At 70.0% G+C, this 15,230-nt stretch carries 14 protein-coding genes; 6 read left to right on the top strand and 8 right to left on the bottom strand.

The annotated features are described in order from the left end of the window. Positions 1-5: 5 nt before the first annotated feature. A complete protein-coding gene (locus HNO80_RS10240; RefSeq protein WP_175322756.1) occupies positions 6-833 on the top strand; it encodes a metal-dependent hydrolase in 828 nt (275 codons plus the stop codon). Positions 834-926: 93 nt separating this feature from the next. On the opposite strand, the gene HNO80_RS10235 is transcribed toward HNO80_RS10240, so the two are convergent. The 6 genes from HNO80_RS10235 to nirB form a co-directional block, all read right to left on the bottom strand. Further along, positions 927-1,151 (bottom strand): hypothetical protein, encoded by a 225-nt coding sequence (locus HNO80_RS10235; protein ID WP_175322755.1) that lies wholly within the window; start codon positions 1,149-1,151, stop codon positions 927-929. A gap of 64 nt (positions 1,152-1,215) precedes the next feature. Continuing rightward, entirely contained in the window at positions 1,216-1,944 is a 729-nt protein-coding gene (gene deoC, locus HNO80_RS10230) for a deoxyribose-phosphate aldolase (protein ID WP_175322754.1), read from the bottom strand. 114 nt (positions 1,945-2,058) lie between these two features. Next, a complete protein-coding gene (locus tag HNO80_RS10225) occupies positions 2,059-2,934 on the bottom strand; it encodes an FAD-dependent oxidoreductase (protein ID WP_175322753.1) in 876 nt (291 codons plus the stop codon). A 148-nt stretch (positions 2,935-3,082) separates the two neighbouring features. Further along, the gene (locus HNO80_RS10220; RefSeq protein ID WP_175322836.1) at positions 3,083-4,171 is read right to left on the bottom strand and encodes a uroporphyrinogen-III synthase; all 1,089 of its coding nucleotides are present in this window, start codon (positions 4,169-4,171) and stop codon (positions 3,083-3,085) included. Between the two features lie 110 nt (positions 4,172-4,281). Next, positions 4,282-5,316 carry a uroporphyrinogen-III C-methyltransferase gene (gene cobA / locus HNO80_RS10215; RefSeq protein ID WP_175322752.1) on the bottom strand — a complete coding sequence of 345 codons (1,035 nt, stop codon included), beginning with the start codon at positions 5,314-5,316 and terminating at the stop codon, positions 4,282-4,284. A gap of 1 nt (position 5,317) precedes the next feature. Continuing rightward, positions 5,318-8,056, bottom strand: a complete 2,739-nt coding sequence (gene nirB, locus HNO80_RS10210; RefSeq protein WP_175322751.1) for a nitrite reductase large subunit NirB — start codon at positions 8,054-8,056, stop codon at positions 5,318-5,320. Positions 8,057-8,352: 296 nt separating this feature from the next. Between nirB and nirD the strand changes: the two genes are divergently transcribed. Beyond that, the gene (gene nirD / locus HNO80_RS10205; RefSeq protein WP_175322750.1) at positions 8,353-8,730 is read left to right on the top strand and encodes a nitrite reductase small subunit NirD; all 378 of its coding nucleotides are present in this window, start codon (positions 8,353-8,355) and stop codon (positions 8,728-8,730) included. Here the strand turns inward: nirD and HNO80_RS10200 are convergent. Beyond that, complete coding sequence (locus tag HNO80_RS10200; protein WP_175322749.1) at positions 8,727-10,481, bottom strand: phospho-sugar mutase; 1,755 nt, start codon at positions 10,479-10,481, stop codon at positions 8,727-8,729. The two genes, nirD and HNO80_RS10200, sit on opposite strands and share 4 nt — an antisense overlap. A 243-nt stretch (positions 10,482-10,724) precedes the next feature. On the opposite strand from HNO80_RS10200, the gene HNO80_RS10195 reads away from it, so the two are divergent. After that, positions 10,725-11,210, top strand: coding sequence for an RrF2 family transcriptional regulator (locus HNO80_RS10195; protein WP_175322748.1), 486 nt, complete (start codon positions 10,725-10,727; stop codon positions 11,208-11,210). Positions 11,211-11,251: 41 nt separating this feature from the next. Here the strand turns inward: HNO80_RS10195 and HNO80_RS10190 are convergent, their stop codons facing one another. Further along, complete coding sequence (locus HNO80_RS10190; protein WP_175322747.1) at positions 11,252-12,070, bottom strand: purine-nucleoside phosphorylase; 819 nt, start codon at positions 12,068-12,070, stop codon at positions 11,252-11,254. An 82-nt stretch (positions 12,071-12,152) separates the two neighbouring features. Between HNO80_RS10190 and HNO80_RS10185 the strand changes: the two genes are divergently transcribed. The 3 genes from HNO80_RS10185 to HNO80_RS10175 all read left to right on the top strand — a co-directional run bounded on the left by HNO80_RS10185 (position 12,153) and on the right by HNO80_RS10175 (position 15,172). Further along, the gene (locus tag HNO80_RS10185) at positions 12,153-13,568 is read left to right on the top strand and encodes an NAD(P)H-quinone dehydrogenase (RefSeq protein ID WP_175322746.1); all 1,416 of its coding nucleotides are present in this window, start codon (positions 12,153-12,155) and stop codon (positions 13,566-13,568) included. A 198-nt stretch (positions 13,569-13,766) separates the two neighbouring features. Then, entirely contained in the window at positions 13,767-14,339 is a 573-nt protein-coding gene (locus HNO80_RS10180) for a TetR/AcrR family transcriptional regulator (protein ID WP_175322745.1), read from the top strand. Further along, entirely contained in the window at positions 14,336-15,172 is an 837-nt protein-coding gene (locus HNO80_RS10175; RefSeq protein ID WP_175322744.1) for an oxidoreductase, read from the top strand. Before HNO80_RS10180 ends, HNO80_RS10175 begins: the two co-directional genes overlap by 4 nt. Positions 15,173-15,230: the final 58 nt, after the last annotated feature.

Below are 15,230 nucleotides of genomic sequence, written 5' to 3'. Positions count from 1 at the left end.
CCGTGATGGGAGGACACCACGCCGCGTCCGGGGCCGCGGCGTGGGTGGCTATTGCCTCGACCGGACCCTACGCGCTGGGCTGGTATCCGCTGGATGCCACCGGGATTGTGATCGGCGGGATGGCAACGGCGGGGACTGCCCTGGTCTGCGACTGGGACCACCGCTCCAGCACGGTGGCGCATGCCCTGCCGCCGCTGTCCAACATGATCGCCGTGGGGATCGAGAACGCCTCCGGCGGCCACCGCCAGGGCACCCACTCGATCCTCGGCGCCGCGTTCTTCGTGCTGCTCGCGGCGATGGCCGGGCAAGCCCAGCTACAGACGGACTGGGGCCTGCTGTCCGTGGGCGCCGGGCTGCTGTGCATGTTCATGATCAACATCGCCGCGAAGGCACTGAAGCTGTTTCCCAAGTACGGCTGGATCAGCAACTGGATCTTCGCCCTGGCCATGGCGGGCCTGGTGACCTGGTTCGCTCCGCACCAGTGGTCCTGGCTGCCGGTGTCGATGCTAACCGGAGTCTTGGTGCACATCGTGGGCGACATGATCACCACCGGGGGAGTGCCGCTGCTCTGGCCGCTGGTGGTCAAGCCGCCGAAGTTCCTGCGCAGGCTGCCGCTGGTCAAGGACGTCTGGAAGGCCAACGGGGCATTCTCCATCCCGCTGCTGGGCCGGGCAGGCTCGAGGCGGGAATGGTTCGTGCTGATCCCGGTGAGCGCCTACGCCATGGTCGGGATGTTCTCCGCCGCGCTTGCCCTGGCCAAGGGGCATTTCCCGGCCGCCCTCGCGCTGGGGACCGCGCTGGTCAGCCGCCTGCTGGCCGTCGTCGGAGCCTGAAGGCCGACGGCGGAGCGACCCGCCGCGCTTTTCCGGATCCGCCGCTTAAACAACTGAAGCCCCGGAAAACCGGGGCTTCAGTTAGAGACGCGTTTAGCTCTCGCCTGCGGAGTCGGAGCGGCCTGTGATGGTCTGCGGGATCCAGAACGCCAGGGCGAACAGGATGAGGCAGGCGGCCATCGGCCAGGGGTTGCCCAGGCTGAGGAAGGACAGCGAATACAGGGCGCCGAAGAACAGGGCCATCATCAGGACAAACAGCACGACGCTGGATGCCAGGCTGTTTTCGCCGCGCTGGGTCTTGGTGGTGTTGCTGGACATTCGTTCCTCCTCGGCCCCTCAGGGCTCAAAAACTGTGGCGGCAGGGGCTGTGACCGGTGCGCGGTCAGTACGCGGACGAACCCTGTTCGCCCTTGACGATCGCGATGCCGGAGCTGGCGCCAATACGTGTTGCACCTGCAGCAATCATAGCCTGAGCGTCGGCGAGGGAACGCACGCCGCCCGAGGCCTTGACGCCGAGTCCCGGGCCCACGGTGCGGCGCATCAGGGCGACGTCCTCCGCCGTGGCGCCGCCGCCGTTGAATCCGGTGGAGGTCTTCACGAAGTCCGCGCCGGCCTCGACGGAGGCCTCGCAGGCGAGGACCTTCTGGGCGTCGTCGAGCAGTGCGGTCTCGATGATGACCTTCAGGATGGCGCCGCCGGAGTGGACGGCCTCGGCGACGGCGCGGATGTCATCAACCAGGGCGCCTTTGTCGTTGGCGCGTGCCGCGGCGATGTTGATCACCATGTCGATCTCGTCGGCGCCGTCGAGCACCGCGCCGCGGGCCTCGAAGGCCTTGACGTCGCTCGGTGTGGCGCCCAGCGGGAAGCCGATCACGGAGCAGGTCAGAACGCCGGAACCCTTGAGTGCGGTCTTGACGGTCTTGACCCAGATGGGGTTCACGCAGACGGACTTGAAGTGGTACTCGGCCGCCTCGGCGCAGACCTTCAGGACCTCGGCCTCACTGGCCTCCGGCTTGAGCAGGGTGTGGTCGATGTACGAGGCAATGTTGCCCGCGGCGCCCTGGTTGTCGGTGCCGGCGGCGCCGGCGGCCGTGGTGGCTTCGTTGCTCATGGTGGTCCCTTTCCTGGCGGACCTGGTTCATGCCCGGCCCGGCGTGCTGACACGGCGTGTGTCATGGCTTCTCAGTGCACCATCTTGCCATAACAGCACCGGCCGGCGTCGGGCCTACGCCGCCTGCGCGAGGGGCTCCGAGAGGGATGCCTGAAGCAGCGCCGCAGCGCAGACGCCGGCGGCGGAACCGGCGGCAACCAGCAGGCCCAGCCGTACGCCGTCGTAGGCCGCCGCGTCGCCGATGGCCCAGATCCCCGGCACCGAGGTGCGGTAGTCCGTGCCCACCACGATCCCGCCCTGTGCCGCGGTGGCCAGGCCGGCGGTGCGGGCGAGGCTGTCGCGGGAAACGCGCTCTTCGGCGAGGACCACGAGGTCGCCGCTCATGCTGGAGCCGTCGTCGAACACGATCCCGGCGGCGGGCAGCGCGGAGCCGGCGAGGGTGGGGACGACGGCGGACGGGCGCAGCGTGGTGCGGACGGGCCGGACCCCGCGCGCCCGGAGCACCGCCTCGGCCTGGCCCGCGGCGGTGCCTGTGCCCACCAGGATGCCCAGCGGCCTGCGGCCCAGGACCCGGGTGACGTCCTTGACGGCGTCGCCGAGGCGGGTGGCGTCATCGATCGTGGAGTAGCTGAGGCAGCGGCCCGCACCCTCGATCGGCGCCAGGGCCGGCGTCGAACCGGTGGCGATCACCAGCTGGTCGTAGCTGAACTCGAGGCCGTCCGCGGTGGTCACCCGTCGCTCCGCCGCGTCGATGAAGCTGGCCGGCTGCCCGAAGCGGACCGAGACCTGGGGCAGGGCGGCGAGGTCCAGCAGCTCCTCCGGGGCATCATCGCGGTTGCTGAGCACAGTGATGCCGCCGGCGAAAGGGGTGCGAGTGAGCTGGCGGACCAGCGCCTGAGCGGCCGGGCCGGCCCCGGCGACGACGATCCGCGGCCGGGTCTGGGAGGTGGCGGACACGGTGGAGATGGCGGACGCTTCCGTAACGGACATGTGCTGGCCCTTTCGCTGGTGGGCCGGATGTGGCCCGTGTTCTTGATGTTTCCCAGCGTAGGGGGCCGGCTTTTCACGGAGGTTTCCGCGGTGTTGCAGTATTTTCGCGGTTCGTTCGCCAGTTGTTACCAGCTGGTAATGCCGTGGGTCACACCCGGATCCGGTAGCCGCGCTTGACCACCGTCTCCACCAGGCTGCCGTCCGGCAACGCGGAGCGGAGCCGGCTGACGGTCATGTCCAGGGCGTGGACCGATCCGCGCAGCTCCAGCAGGTCGGAGAGCGCCTCGCGGGACAGCACGGCCCCACCGGCCCCCAGCAGCGCCCGCAGCAACAAGAGCGGCGCCGGTGCCAGCTCCACGGCCTCGCCGTCGATCCGCAGCGACCTGCCGCGCAGCTCCACCGCGCCCGAGGCGGTATCCAGCCGCCGTACATGGTTCAGGGCCAGGTGCTCCACGACCAGCCGGATCAGGGCGCCCATCCGGAAGCGTTCCGGGATGAGCGGCTGCACCCCGGCGTCGAGCAGCGGCTGGGCGGTGATGGGCCCGACGACGGCGGTGGCCGCCGTGGTCTTCAGGCTCTCGACGAGCTGTTTGTAGAGGCCCATCTCGTGCGCGGTGCTCCACAGCGCGTCGACGGCGGGGGCGCTCGTGAAGGTCAGCACGTCCAGGTTGCCGGCGCAGGCCGCCTCGATCAGTTTCGGCAGCCGGTCCGCGCCGTCGGGCTTGACCCAGCGGTACGGGGTGACCGTCATGACCTTGGCGCCGGACATCCGGAGGCGCTCCAGCTGGCGCACGTCGGTGTAGCCGTGCAGCTGCACGGCGACGGTCTTACCGCGCACCCCCTCGGCCAGCAGCATGTCCACCAGGGTGGAAGTGGTCTCGTCGCTGCTGATCCCGACGTCGGCCAGCCCGGCCGCGCGGACGGCGCCGCGGGCCTTGGGACCGCGGACGAACATCCGGGTGGCGCCGAGGGTTTCCAGCAGTTGTTCGCCGATGCCGAAGGTGTCCGCCGCCTCGCACCAGCGGCGCATTCCGTAGGCGGTGGTGGCGATGCAGAGCTCCGGCTGGGCCTCGATGATGGCGCGGGTGTCCTCGATCAGCCGCAGGTCCTCCTGGACCGGGGCGATCTTCAGCGCCGGGGCGTGCAGCACCTCGGCGCCGCGCCGTTCCAGGGCCTCGATCAGGTCCTGGGACCGGCGGTGCGAGGTGACCCCGATCCGGAAGCCCTCCAGCGGCAGCTCAGCCTTCTCCGGCGCCTCGTCCGCGGCGGGTGCACCGGGCGAGGGCGCTCCGGCGGCATGGGCTCCCGTGCCGGCGGCGGCGATGGCTTCCAGCGCGCTCACGGCGCTCACGCTCCCATCAGGGACGCGGCGAGGCGGTCCAGTTCGGCTTCAGCTTCGGCGCAGCCGCGGTTGGCCTCGGCCACCCTCACCACCTCGCCGATCACCAGCACGGCGGGGTTGCTGCAGTCCGCGGCCGCCGTCGTAATGCTGCCCAGCTCCGCGATGGTGGTCCGCTGGCCCGGGCGGTAGCCGCGTTCGACGACGGCCATCGGCATGTCCGCGCGCATCCCGGCGCGCCGCAGTCCCGCGGCCAGCTGGTGGAGGGTGCCGATGCCCATCAGCACCACGATGGTGCCGCCCAGCCCGGCCAAGTGCGTGTGTTCCTTCTCGGTCAGCGGGGCGTGGCCGGAAACCACGGTGAACATGTGGCTGACCTCGCGGTGCGTGACCGGGATCCCGGCCGCGGCGGGGACGGAGATGGCACTGGTGACCCCGGAGATCACGCGCACGGGCACGCCGGCCTTCACGCAGGCGGCCACTTCCTCGCCGCCCCGGCCGAAGACATACGGGTCACCGCCCTTGAGCCGGACCACGTTCTTCCCGGCCAGGGCTGCGTCGACCATGAGCTCCTCGATGCCGGCCTGGCTGACGGGGTGGTGGCCGGGCCGCTTGCCCACATCCACAAGCTCCGCCGTCGTCAGGGCGGGCAGTTCCTGGTAGGGGGCGAGGCGGTCATAGAACACGACGTCGGCGTCCCGCAGCGCCTTGACGGCCGCCACGGTCAGCAAGTCAGGGGTCCCGGGTCCGCCGCCCACCAGGGTGACATGGCCGGCGGGGCCGGCGGCGGGCTCTGCCGCGACCGGGATGCCCGTCTCGCGGCAGCGCTCCAGCAGGGACGCCCAGCCCGGCTGGCCATCGTCGACCGCGGCGACCAGGAAGGGCCGCTCCGGCAGTGGGCCGTCGTGGGCTCCGCCGTCGGGGCTGCTGAGCCGGGACACCACGGCCCCGGCCGCCCGGTAGCGCTGGACGGCCTGGCGCGCGGCGGTATCCGAGCCGGTGACGAGGACTTCGCGGCCGCTGAGATCGATGCTGAGCTGCATGTTAGGCCTGGCTTTCGGTAGGAGCAGAAGAGACGGCCGGGCTGGCCGTTGCGGGGCTGGCGTCGGCGTCGGCGGAACGGACCGGGATGCTGGCGGCGATCAGCACCGGCTGCTGGCCGGCCAGCGCCTTTTCCTCGGCCGTGGCGGGGCGCATCTGGCCGCGCTCCGGGACAAAGGAGATCGAGTCGTCCTTTTGGTCCGGGGCGTTGACGAAGGAGCGGAAGCGGCGCAGGCGTTCGGGGTCCTTGAGCGTCTCGGCCCACTCGTCCTGGTAGGTGTCCACATGCTTGGCCATGGCCGCCTCGAGGTCCGCGGCGATGCCGAGCGAGTCGTGCACCACCACGTCCTCGACGTGCTTCAGGCCGCCGTCGAGCTCCTCCTGCCAGCGCGCGGTGCGCTGCAGCCGGTCCGCGGTGCGGATGTAGTACATCAGGTAGCGGTCGATGTACTTCAGCAGGGTCTCCTCGTCCAGGTCCTGCGCGAGGAGCTGGGCGTGGGCCGGCTGGAAGCCGCCATTGCCGCCGACGTAGAGGTTCCAGCCCTTGTCCGTGGCGATCACGCCGACGTCCTTGCCGCGGGCCTCGGCGCATTCGCGGGCGCAGCCGGAGACGCCCATCTTCAGCTTGTGCGGGCTGCGCAGTCCGCGGTAGCGCAACTCCAGCGTGATCGCGAGGGCGACGGCGTCCTGGACGCCGAAGCGGCACCAGGTGGACCCGACGCAGGACTTCACGGTGCGCAGCGACTTGCCGTAGGCCTGGCCGGACTCGAAACCGGCGTCCACGAGTTCCTTCCAGATGTCCGGGAGCTGTTCCAGCCGGGCGCCGAACATGTCGATCCGCTGGCCGCCGGTGATCTTGGTGTACAGGCCGTACTTTTCGGCCACGGCGGCGATCACGCCGAGCTTCTTCGGGGTGATCTCGCCGCCCGCGATCCGGGGGACCACCGAGTAGCTGCCGTCCTTTTGCATGTTGGCGAGGGCGCGGTCGTTGGTGTCCTGCAGGGTCCCGCGGCCGGCGTCGAGCACGTAGGCGCTGTGCTGGCTGGCGAGGATGTTGGCGATGGTGGGCTTGCAGATGTCGCAGCCGGTGCCGGTGCCGTAGCGGGCCAGGATGTCCTCGAAGGAGGCCAGTTCCAGGACCTTGATGGCGTCGAAGAGTTCCTGCCGGGAGAGTTCGAAGTGTTCGCAGAGGGCCTTGGAGACGGCGACGCCGGACTTGGCCAGTTCGCCTTCGAGCAGCTTCTTCAGCATCGGCACGCAGGAGCCGCACTGGGTGCCGGCGCGGGTGCAGCCCTTGAGTTCACCGAGGTCCTGGACCGGGGCGTTGCCCTCACAAGCCCCGCAGCCGTTGACCGCGTCGCGGATGGCGCCGGCGGCCACGTTGTTGCAGGAGCACAGGATGGCGTCGTCCGGGAGCTCTGTCTCCGGGGCCTCGCCGCCGCCGGCCGCGGTGAGGTAGGCGCCGGGTTCGGCGGCCAGTTCGCGGCCGAGCATGGGGCGCAGCGAGGTGTACGGGGTCGCGTCGCCGACGAAGATGCCGCCCAGCAGGGTCTTGGCGTCGTCGGTGGTGACAATCTTCTGGTAGACCCCGCGGGCCGGGTCCGCGTAGACGATTTCAAGCGCGTGCTCGGTCTTGGCGAAGGCGTCGCCGAAGCTCGCGACGTCGACGCCGGAGAGCTTGAGTTTGGTGGCGGTATCGAAGCCCGGGAAGGTCGCTCCGCCGCCGTGCAGCCGGTCCGCGACGATCTCCGCCATGGTGTTGGCAGGGGCCACCAGGCCCAGGCACATGCCGCCGAAGTTGGCTACCTCGCCGATCGCCCAGACGCCGGGCACCTGCGTGGAGCAGTCATCGGAGATCACGACGCCACCGCGCGGGCCGAGCTCGAACTGCTGCACGCCGCTCTGCCCGTCCGGGCCGTTCGCGGCCCGGAACAGTTCGTCGCGGGGCCGCACGCCGATCGCGACGATCACGATGTCGGCCTCAACGGTCCGGCCGTCGGCCATCAGCACGCCGGTGACCTGGCCGTCGTCGTCGGAGAGGACCTCGGCGGGAAAGACCCCGCCGTGGACGGTGAAGCCCTTGGCCTCGATCAGCCGGCCCAGCGCCTGCCCGGCGCCCTCGTCCAGCTGGGTGTTCATCAGCCAGGGTGAGCCGTTGATGACGATCGGGACGGCGCCGAGTTGTTCCGTCCCGGCCGCGGATTCGAGGCCCAGCAGGCCGCCGCCGATCGTGACGGCGTTGACCTTGCGGCCCAGCTTCGCGGTGAGTTCCGCGATCGCCTGGTTGATGGCCCGGACGTCCTCGAGGGTGCGGTAGACGTGGGTGAGTTCGGCGCCGGGGATGGGCAGGCGGGCCGCGTCCGAGCCGGTCGCGACGACCAGTTCGTCGTACGGGTAGACGGTGCCCGCGGCGGTTTCCACGGTTTTGGCGGCGGTGTCGATGCCGGTGACGCGCTCGCCGGTCCTGAGCGTGAGGGCGTCGTGGTCCCACATTGACGCGCTTCCCAGCGTGAGGTCCACATCGGCGTCGGTGAGCGCCTTGCTGAGCGCGACGCGGTCGTAGGGCAGGTGCGCTTCCTCGGTGAGGACGGTGACCTGCCAGCCGTCAAGGCCGCGGGCGTGCATGGCATCGGCGAAGCGGTGCGCGGCGGGTCCGCCGCCGGCGACGACGACCCGGCGCGGGGTCTGCCGGGATTCCGTCCGGGAGCGTTCGTTTTCGGGGCTGGCGGTCTGTCCGGTCACGGGTGGCCTTTCGTTGGGCCGCAGGCGGTGCTCTGCAACGGTTCGATCCAGCTGCTTCGATCGACCCGTGCTGTCAGCAGCATCGATCGGCTGGTCCGTTCAGCGTAGGGACCGGCAGTTTCGCTTCAGTTTCCCTTTTGTTTCGTGATCTTAACTTCTGCATCACGGATGCGTTTCGGGCCGCGTGAGGTCTCTTTTACCGGCCGGACACATTGGCAGCACGCCGTTGAAACACCGCGGTCCTAGCGTGGAGCCGTGGCCGCAGTTGTGGCCGGGAATCTTTGAGAGGGGCCGACATGACTGCCGTACTGGAAAGCGCAGCCCGCAGCTTTGTGGAGCGAACCGCCAGCGAAACCGGCTGGCACCGGGTGTGCGCCGTGGAAGACCTGGAGCCCGGCTGGGGCGAGGCCGCGCTGATCGCCGGCCACCAGGTGGCCTTGATCCGTACCGCGGCCGGTGAGGTTTTCGCCGTCGAGCACGCCGATCCTGCCACCGGCGCCCATGTCATGGCCCGCGGCATCACCGGTTCCCGCGGTGTCCGCCCGACGCTGGCTTCGCCGCTGCACAAGGAGGTCTACGACCTCGGAACAGGGGAGTGCCTCGGCACCCCCGGGCTGCGCCTGGGCACCTACGCCGTCCGGGTGATGGACGGCTTCGTCGAGGTGGAGCTCTAGAGCCCCAGCGCCTCGCGCACGTCGGCCAGGACGCCGTCCAGGGCCGCACGGGCTTCGAGCCGCGCCTGCGGCAGTTCGGCGGCGGATCCGACGCTGCGGATCACCTCGAGGTAGCACTTAAGCTTGGGTTCGGTGCCGCTGGGGCGGATGATGACGCGGCTGCGGTCCTTCGTCAGGTAGAGCAGTCCGTCGGTGGGCGGGAGCTGTTCGCTGCCCTGGGCCAGGTCTGCCACGGTCTCGACGGCGGAGCCGCCGAAGGAGTCGGGCGGGCTGACCCGCAGCCGGTTCATCATGGCGTCCAGCAGGCCCAGGTCCGCAACCCGGATGCTGAGCTGGTCGCTCGCGTGCAACCCGTGCACCAGGTACAGCTCGTCCAGGGTGTCGAAGATCGTCTTGCCCTCGGCCTTCGCGGCCGCGGCGAGTTCGGCGATCAGCACGGCGGCGGAGATGCCGTCCTTGTCCCGGACCAGCGACGGCGCGACGCAGTAGCCCAGCGCCTCCTCGTAGCCGTAGAGCAGGCCCGGCACACGGGCGATCCACTTGAACCCGGTGAGGGTTTCCTCGTGGGCGTAGCCCGCGGCCGCGGCGATGCGGGCCAGCAGGCGGGAGGAAACGATCGAATTGGCGAAGACGCCGGTAGCGGCTCCCCCCGCGGCCCCGTCGCCGGTGGCGGCCAGCCGGGCCACGACGTGCGCCCCCAGCAGGGCGCCCACCTCGTCCCCGCGCAGCATCCGCCAGGCGCCGGTGTCCGGGTCCTTCGCGGCAACCGCGGCGCGGTCGGCGTCGGGGTCATTGGCGATCACAATGTCGGCGTCCACCCGGGCCGCGGTTTCCAGCGCGAGGTCCAGCGCGCCGGGCTCCTCGGGGTTGGGGAAGTTCACGGTGGGGAAGTCGGGGTCCGGTTCCGCCTGCTCGGCCACCAGTGTGACGTCGGTGAACCCCGCGGCCTTGAGTACGGCCACGGCCGTCTCGCCGCCCACGCCGTGCATGGGCGTCAGGACGATCTTCAGCTCGCGGGCCGGGAAGCGCTCCGGCACGGCGAGGGCGGCGACGGCTGCCTCGTAGTCGGCGGCGATGGAGGGATCCAGCACCGTCCAGCCCCCGGCGGCCAGGGCAATCGAGTCCAGCGCGCCGACGGCGTCGATCTCCGCGGCGATCAGCGCATCGTACGGCGCCACGATCTGGGCGCCGCGTCCGCTCTCCTCGACGGCGTGGCGGCCAAGGTAGACCTTGTAGCCGTTGTCCTGCGGCGGGTTGTGGCTTGCCGTGACCATCACGCCGCCGTCGCAGTCCAGGGCGCGGACCGCGTAGGCGAGCAGCGGCGTGGGCAGCGCGGCCGGCATCAGGAACGTCTCGATGCCGGCGGCGGTGAAGATCGCGGCGGTTTCTTCGGCGAAGATGTCGGAGTTGTAGCGGGCGTCGTAGCCGACGACGGCGCGCGGCCGGGTCCCGGGAGCGGCCTGCGCGACAGCGCTGCCGAGGAATGCGGCGAGGCCCGCGGCGGCGCGGCGCACCACGACGCGGTTCATCCGGTTCGGCCCGGCGCCGAGGGCCGCCCGCAGACCCGCGGTGCCGAACTGGAGTGTGCCGCTGAAGCTGTCCGCCAGTTCCTGCCGTGCTCCTGCGGCTCCCTCGTCGGCGAGGCGGACCAGCTCGGTCAGGGCGGCGGCGGTCGCGGGATCCGGGTCCTGGGCCGCCCAGGTGCGGGCGTCGCTCAACAGTCGGGTCAGTGCGGCATCGGAAGACGTCATGGGTACCAAACTAGCGTCAAAGCTGGGCCCGGCGCGCCCCGACAAGCGCGGGCGGGGCTTACAGTTCCATCACACCCGGCCGGCGAAGGGCGCGCGGGTGGGCACATCACGGCAGTGTTTCCGGCCGGCACTGCCGCGAAGTGTCAGCTCGGCGCAGGTCTTCCGAAGGATCGGCTCAAGACCGGCGCGAAGGCAGTGGCGGGTCATTGACACCCATTTTTCCGGACACGTAACGTCTGGAATATGAAAATGGGCCGTGGGGTGGAATGGGCCGTGCATTCGTGCGTCAACATGGCCTGGACGCCGCCGGGGGAGGCCGTGAACAGCGCCAGGCTCGCGGCCTTGTACAAGCTCCCCGCGGCGTACCTGAACAAGCAGCTCCAGGCCCTGGTCCGCGCCGGGATCCTGACCTCGGTCTCGGGCCCGCGCGGCGGCTTCCACCTCGCGCGCAGGCCGGAGAACATCAGCGTGCTGGATGTGGTCCTGGCCCTGGAGGGGCAGGAGCCGGCCTTCCGCTGTGAAGCCATCCTCGGCGACGTGCCGGAGGCTGACCGGCAGGAGAACTTCGTCCGGACCTGCCTGATCTCCCAGACCATGCGGCAGGCGGAGCTGGCCTGGCGGCAGGCGCTGGCTCGGCAGACCATTGCCGGGATCGCCGACTCGATGGAGCGTCGGCTTCCCGGCGACCGCGACAAGGCCGTCCGCCATCTGACCGCGGGCCTCGGCTAAGGGGCGCGCCGGCGCGCGGGCCGCGGCCCGCAAGGGCCGGCTCAGAGCTTGGCGATGATCTCCGCGAGCAGCTTGGAGATGCGCGGACCCGCGGCCTGGCCGGCCTCCAGGACCTCGGCGTGGCTCAGCGGCACCGGGCTGATGCCGGCGGCGAGGTTGGTCACCAGCGAGATGCCGAAGACCTCCATGCCCGCGTGGCGGCCGGCGATGGCCTCCAGCGCGGTGGACATGCCCACCAGGGACGCGCCGATCCGCTTGGCGTACTGCACCTCTGCCGGCGTCTCGTAGTGCGGGCCGGTGAACTGTGCGTAGACGCCTTCGTCCAGGCTGGGATCGACCTCGCGGGCCAGGCCGCGGATCCTCGAGGAGTACAGGTCGGTGAGGTCCACGAAGGTGGCGCCCTCGAGCGGGGACGTGGCGGTGAGGTTGATGTGGTCGCTGATCAGCACGGGGGTGCCCGGCGCCCAGTCCTCGTTCAAGCCGCCGCAGCCGTTGGTGAGGACCAGCGTCTTGCAGCCGGCGGCGGCCGCGGTGCGCACGCCGTGCACGACGGCGCGGACGCCCTTGCCCTCGTAGTAGTGCGTGCGGGCGCCCAGGACCAGCGCGCGCTTGCCCTCCCGGGTGAGGACCGAGCGGATGGTGCCCACATGGCCCACCACGGAGGGTGAGGAGAAGCCGGGGACCTCGTCCGCGGAGAGCGTGGCGGTGGTCTCGCCGATCAGTTCGGCGGCGTCGCCCCAGCCCGAGCCCAGCACCAGCGCGACGTCGTGGCTGTCGACGCCGGTCTCTTCGGCAATGTAGTCGGCGGCGGCGCGGGCGGCGTCGAAGGGGTCCGTGTTCAGGAATTCTGTATTACTCACTGGTACAAGCTACCGTGCCCGTGCCGCACCGCACAGCATCTTTATTGGTGGCGCCGGTCCGGATGATGGACAATGGATGATTGTGACTACGCATCCCGATTTCAGCGCACCCCGGATCGCAATTCTCGGCGGAGGGCCCGGTGGCTACGAAGCCGCCATGGTCGCAGCCTCCCTGGGAGCGCAGGTCACCATTATTGAGCGCGCCGGACTCGGTGGATCCGCGGTCCTGACCGACGTCGTGCCTTCCAAGACCCTGATCGCGACGGCGGACCTGATGACCCGCGTGGGGGAGGCCGGCGAGCTGGGCGTCAAGTTCGACCTCGACGGCGGCGACTGCAGCCCGACGATGCGTGCGGACCTCAAGCACATCAACGACCGCCTGCTGGGCCTGGCCCGGCAGCAGTCCGCCGACATCCAGAAGGGCCTGGAGGGCCAGGGTGTCCGCATCCTGCTCGGCTCCGGCAAAATGCTGGACAACCACACGATCGAGGTCCTCACCTCCGAGGGCACCGAGACGATTGAGGCCGACGCCATCCTGCTCGCCGTCGGCGCCCACCCGCGCGAACTGCCCACGGCCCGGCCGGACGGCGAACGCATCCTGAACTGGGCACAGATCTACAACCTGGACGAGCTGCCCGAGGAACTGATCGTGGTGGGTTCCGGCGTCACCGGGGCCGAATTCGCCTCCGCCTACAACGGCCTGGGCTCCAAGGTCACCCTGATTTCTTCCCGCGACCGGGTGCTGCCCGGCTCGGACACGGACGCGGCCGAGGTGCTGGAAGGCGTCTTCGAACGCCGCGGCGTGAAGGTGCTGTCCCGGGCCCGTGCAGAGACCGTGGAGCGCACGGAGGACGGCGTCGTGGTCACCCTCGGCGACGGCTCCAAGGTCACCGGCAGCCACTGCCTCGTGGCCGTGGGCTCCATCCCGAACACCGCCGGGATCGGCCTGGATGAGGCCGGCGTCGCGCTGACCGAGAGCGGCCACATCAAGGTCGACGGCGTCTCGCGCACCACCGCGCCGAACATCTACGCCGCGGGCGACTGCACCGGCGTGCTGGCCCTCGCCTCGGTCGCGGCCATGCAGGGACGCATCGCGATCGCGCACTTCCTTGGCGACAGCGTCACCCCGCTCAAGCTGCACCAGGTGGCGTCGAACATCTTCACTTCCCCGGAGATCGCCAACGTCGGCGTCTCCGAGGCGGAGATCGACTCCGGCAAGTACCAGGGCGACGTCGTTAAGCTCTCGCTGAAGAGCAACGCCCGCGCCAAGATGCGCAACCACAAGGACGGCTTCATCAAGATCTTCGCCCGCAAGGGTTCCGGCACCGTGATCGGCGGCGTCGTGGTGGGGCCGAACGCCTCCGAGCTGATCTTCGCGATCTCCCTCGCGGTGACGCAGAAACTGCACGTCGACGACGTCGCCAGCACCTTCACCGTGTACCCGTCACTCAGCGGCTCCATCTCCGAAGCCGCGAGGCGCCTGCACGTCCACATGTAGCTGACCGGCAGTTCCTTTCGGTCAGGAAAAGCCAGCACCGGCGTCCCCAGGGCGCCGGTGCTTCGCTTTAAGCCGGTGCTTCGCTTTGAGCCGGGGCTTCCCTAAAGAGGGGAGCCGCGGAGCGGTCGCGCCGTCCGCGGCGGCAGGTTCGGTGGTCGACTAGTTTACATTCTGACATTTCATGCATATATTGTCGGAATGAATAGCCGTCCAGACGAAATCATCGACGCGGCCTACGTGTGCTTCACCCGCCACGGTGCCCGCCGGACCACGATGCACGACCTGGCGGAGGAAGCCGGTATTTCCCGGGCGGCCCTGTACCAGTACTTCCGGAATAAGGAAGACGTGTTCCGGGCGCTGGTCGAGCGCCTGCTGGCCGGTGCCCTCTCCGCCTCCGAACGCGCGGCGGAAATGGAAGGGCTCCCCGAGGCGCGGCTGGCAGGGATCCTGTCGGCCAAGCTCGGCCTGGTGATGCAGATCTGGCGGGACAGCCCGGCACATGCGGCAGAACTCCTTGGCGTCGACACCCGCCTGAGTTCGGACGTGCTTGGACGTTACGACGAGGCAATGCTCGGTCTGCTGACGCGGACGGTTCAGGACTCTTACCCGGCGGCGGACGCCCCGGAAGCGGCCGAGATCCTGCTGGCCTTCACCCGCGGCCTGGAAGCGGGAGTCTCTGATCCAGCCGCCCTGCCCGAGAGACTGCGTCGGGGCGTCGAAGTCTTCGTCGCCGGTCTCAACAACCTCACCCCTATGAAGGAACAACCATGACCACAGCAGTACTGATCACCGGAGCCTCCTCCGGCATTGGCCGTGCGACGGCCGAACGGCTGCTCGCCCGACCCGGGTTCACCGTCTACGCGACGGCGCGAAAACCCGAGGCGATTGCCGACCTGGGGTCTGCCGGAGCCAAAATCCTGGCGCTCGACGTCACCGACGAAGAGTCGATGGCCGCGGCCGTTCGCGCCGTCGAGGAACAGCACGGCAGCGTCGGAGTCCTCATTAACAACGCCGGTTACGGCGAGTACGGGACGATCGAGGAAGCCGAACTGGATGCGGTCAGGCGGCAGTTCGAGACCAACGTCTTCGGCTTTTCCCGGATGATCCAGCTGGTCCTGCCGGGGATGCGGGCCGCCGGGGCCGGGCGGATTGTCAACATCGGTTCGATGGGAGGCCGGGTCACGTTCCCCGTCGGCGGCTACTATCACGCCACCAAGTACGCCGTGGAGGCCATCACTGACGCGCTCCGCTTCGAGACCGCGCCCTTCGGCATCCACACCTCCTTGATCGCCCCGGGCCTGATCCGCACCGGCTTTGGTGCCACAGCCTCCCGGACCTTGGCCGCCTCCGGCAACGCGGCAGGACCGTACGCGGCACTGCGGGCTGCCGCGGACGAGCAAATGGCCACCTCCTACGCCTCGCCGTTCCTCGCTGCCGAACCGGACGCCGTCGCCAGTGCGGTTGAGCACGCCGTGACGTCCCGGCGGCCCCGGGCCCGCTACACCGTCACCCCGGCCGCCAAAGCCATCGTCCAGTCCCGGCGGTTCCTGGGCTCGGGACTTTTCGATGCCTACCTCCGCCTACAGTTCAGGAGCAGGAAATGAAGGCGGAAAGGGAGGAACGGGCGGAAGTCTCCGCCGGTTCCTCCCTTTCCGTTCTCCG

The organism is Arthrobacter sp. C9C5 (genome assembly GCF_013359735.1).
Lineage (GTDB): Bacteria > Actinomycetota > Actinomycetes > Actinomycetales > Micrococcaceae > Arthrobacter.
This window is presented reverse-complemented; position numbering and strand designations above follow the sequence as displayed.

Excerpts from the sequence above, each read along its gene's own strand:
- HNO80_RS10180 (WP_175322745.1), top strand. The coding sequence starts at position 13,767 with ATGAATAGCCGTCCAGACGAAATCATCGACGCGGCCTACGTGTGCTTC.
- HNO80_RS10200 (WP_175322749.1), bottom strand. The coding sequence starts at position 10,481 with ATGACGTCTTCCGATGCCGCACTGACCCGACTGTTGAGCGACGCCCGC.
- HNO80_RS10195 (WP_175322748.1), top strand. The coding sequence starts at position 10,725 with ATGAAAATGGGCCGTGGGGTGGAATGGGCCGTGCATTCGTGCGTCAAC.
- nirD (WP_175322750.1), top strand. The coding sequence starts at position 8,353 with ATGACTGCCGTACTGGAAAGCGCAGCCCGCAGCTTTGTGGAGCGAACC.
- HNO80_RS10240 (WP_175322756.1), top strand. The coding sequence starts at position 6 with ATGGGAGGACACCACGCCGCGTCCGGGGCCGCGGCGTGGGTGGCTATT.
- cobA (WP_175322752.1), bottom strand. The coding sequence starts at position 5,316 with ATGCAGCTCAGCATCGATCTCAGCGGCCGCGAAGTCCTCGTCACCGGC.
- HNO80_RS10235 (WP_175322755.1), bottom strand. The coding sequence starts at position 1,151 with ATGTCCAGCAACACCACCAAGACCCAGCGCGGCGAAAACAGCCTGGCA.
- HNO80_RS10175 (WP_175322744.1), top strand. The coding sequence starts at position 14,336 with ATGACCACAGCAGTACTGATCACCGGAGCCTCCTCCGGCATTGGCCGT.
- deoC (WP_175322754.1), bottom strand. The coding sequence starts at position 1,944 with ATGAGCAACGAAGCCACCACGGCCGCCGGCGCCGCCGGCACCGACAAC.
- HNO80_RS10225 (WP_175322753.1), bottom strand. The coding sequence starts at position 2,934 with ATGTCCGTTACGGAAGCGTCCGCCATCTCCACCGTGTCCGCCACCTCC.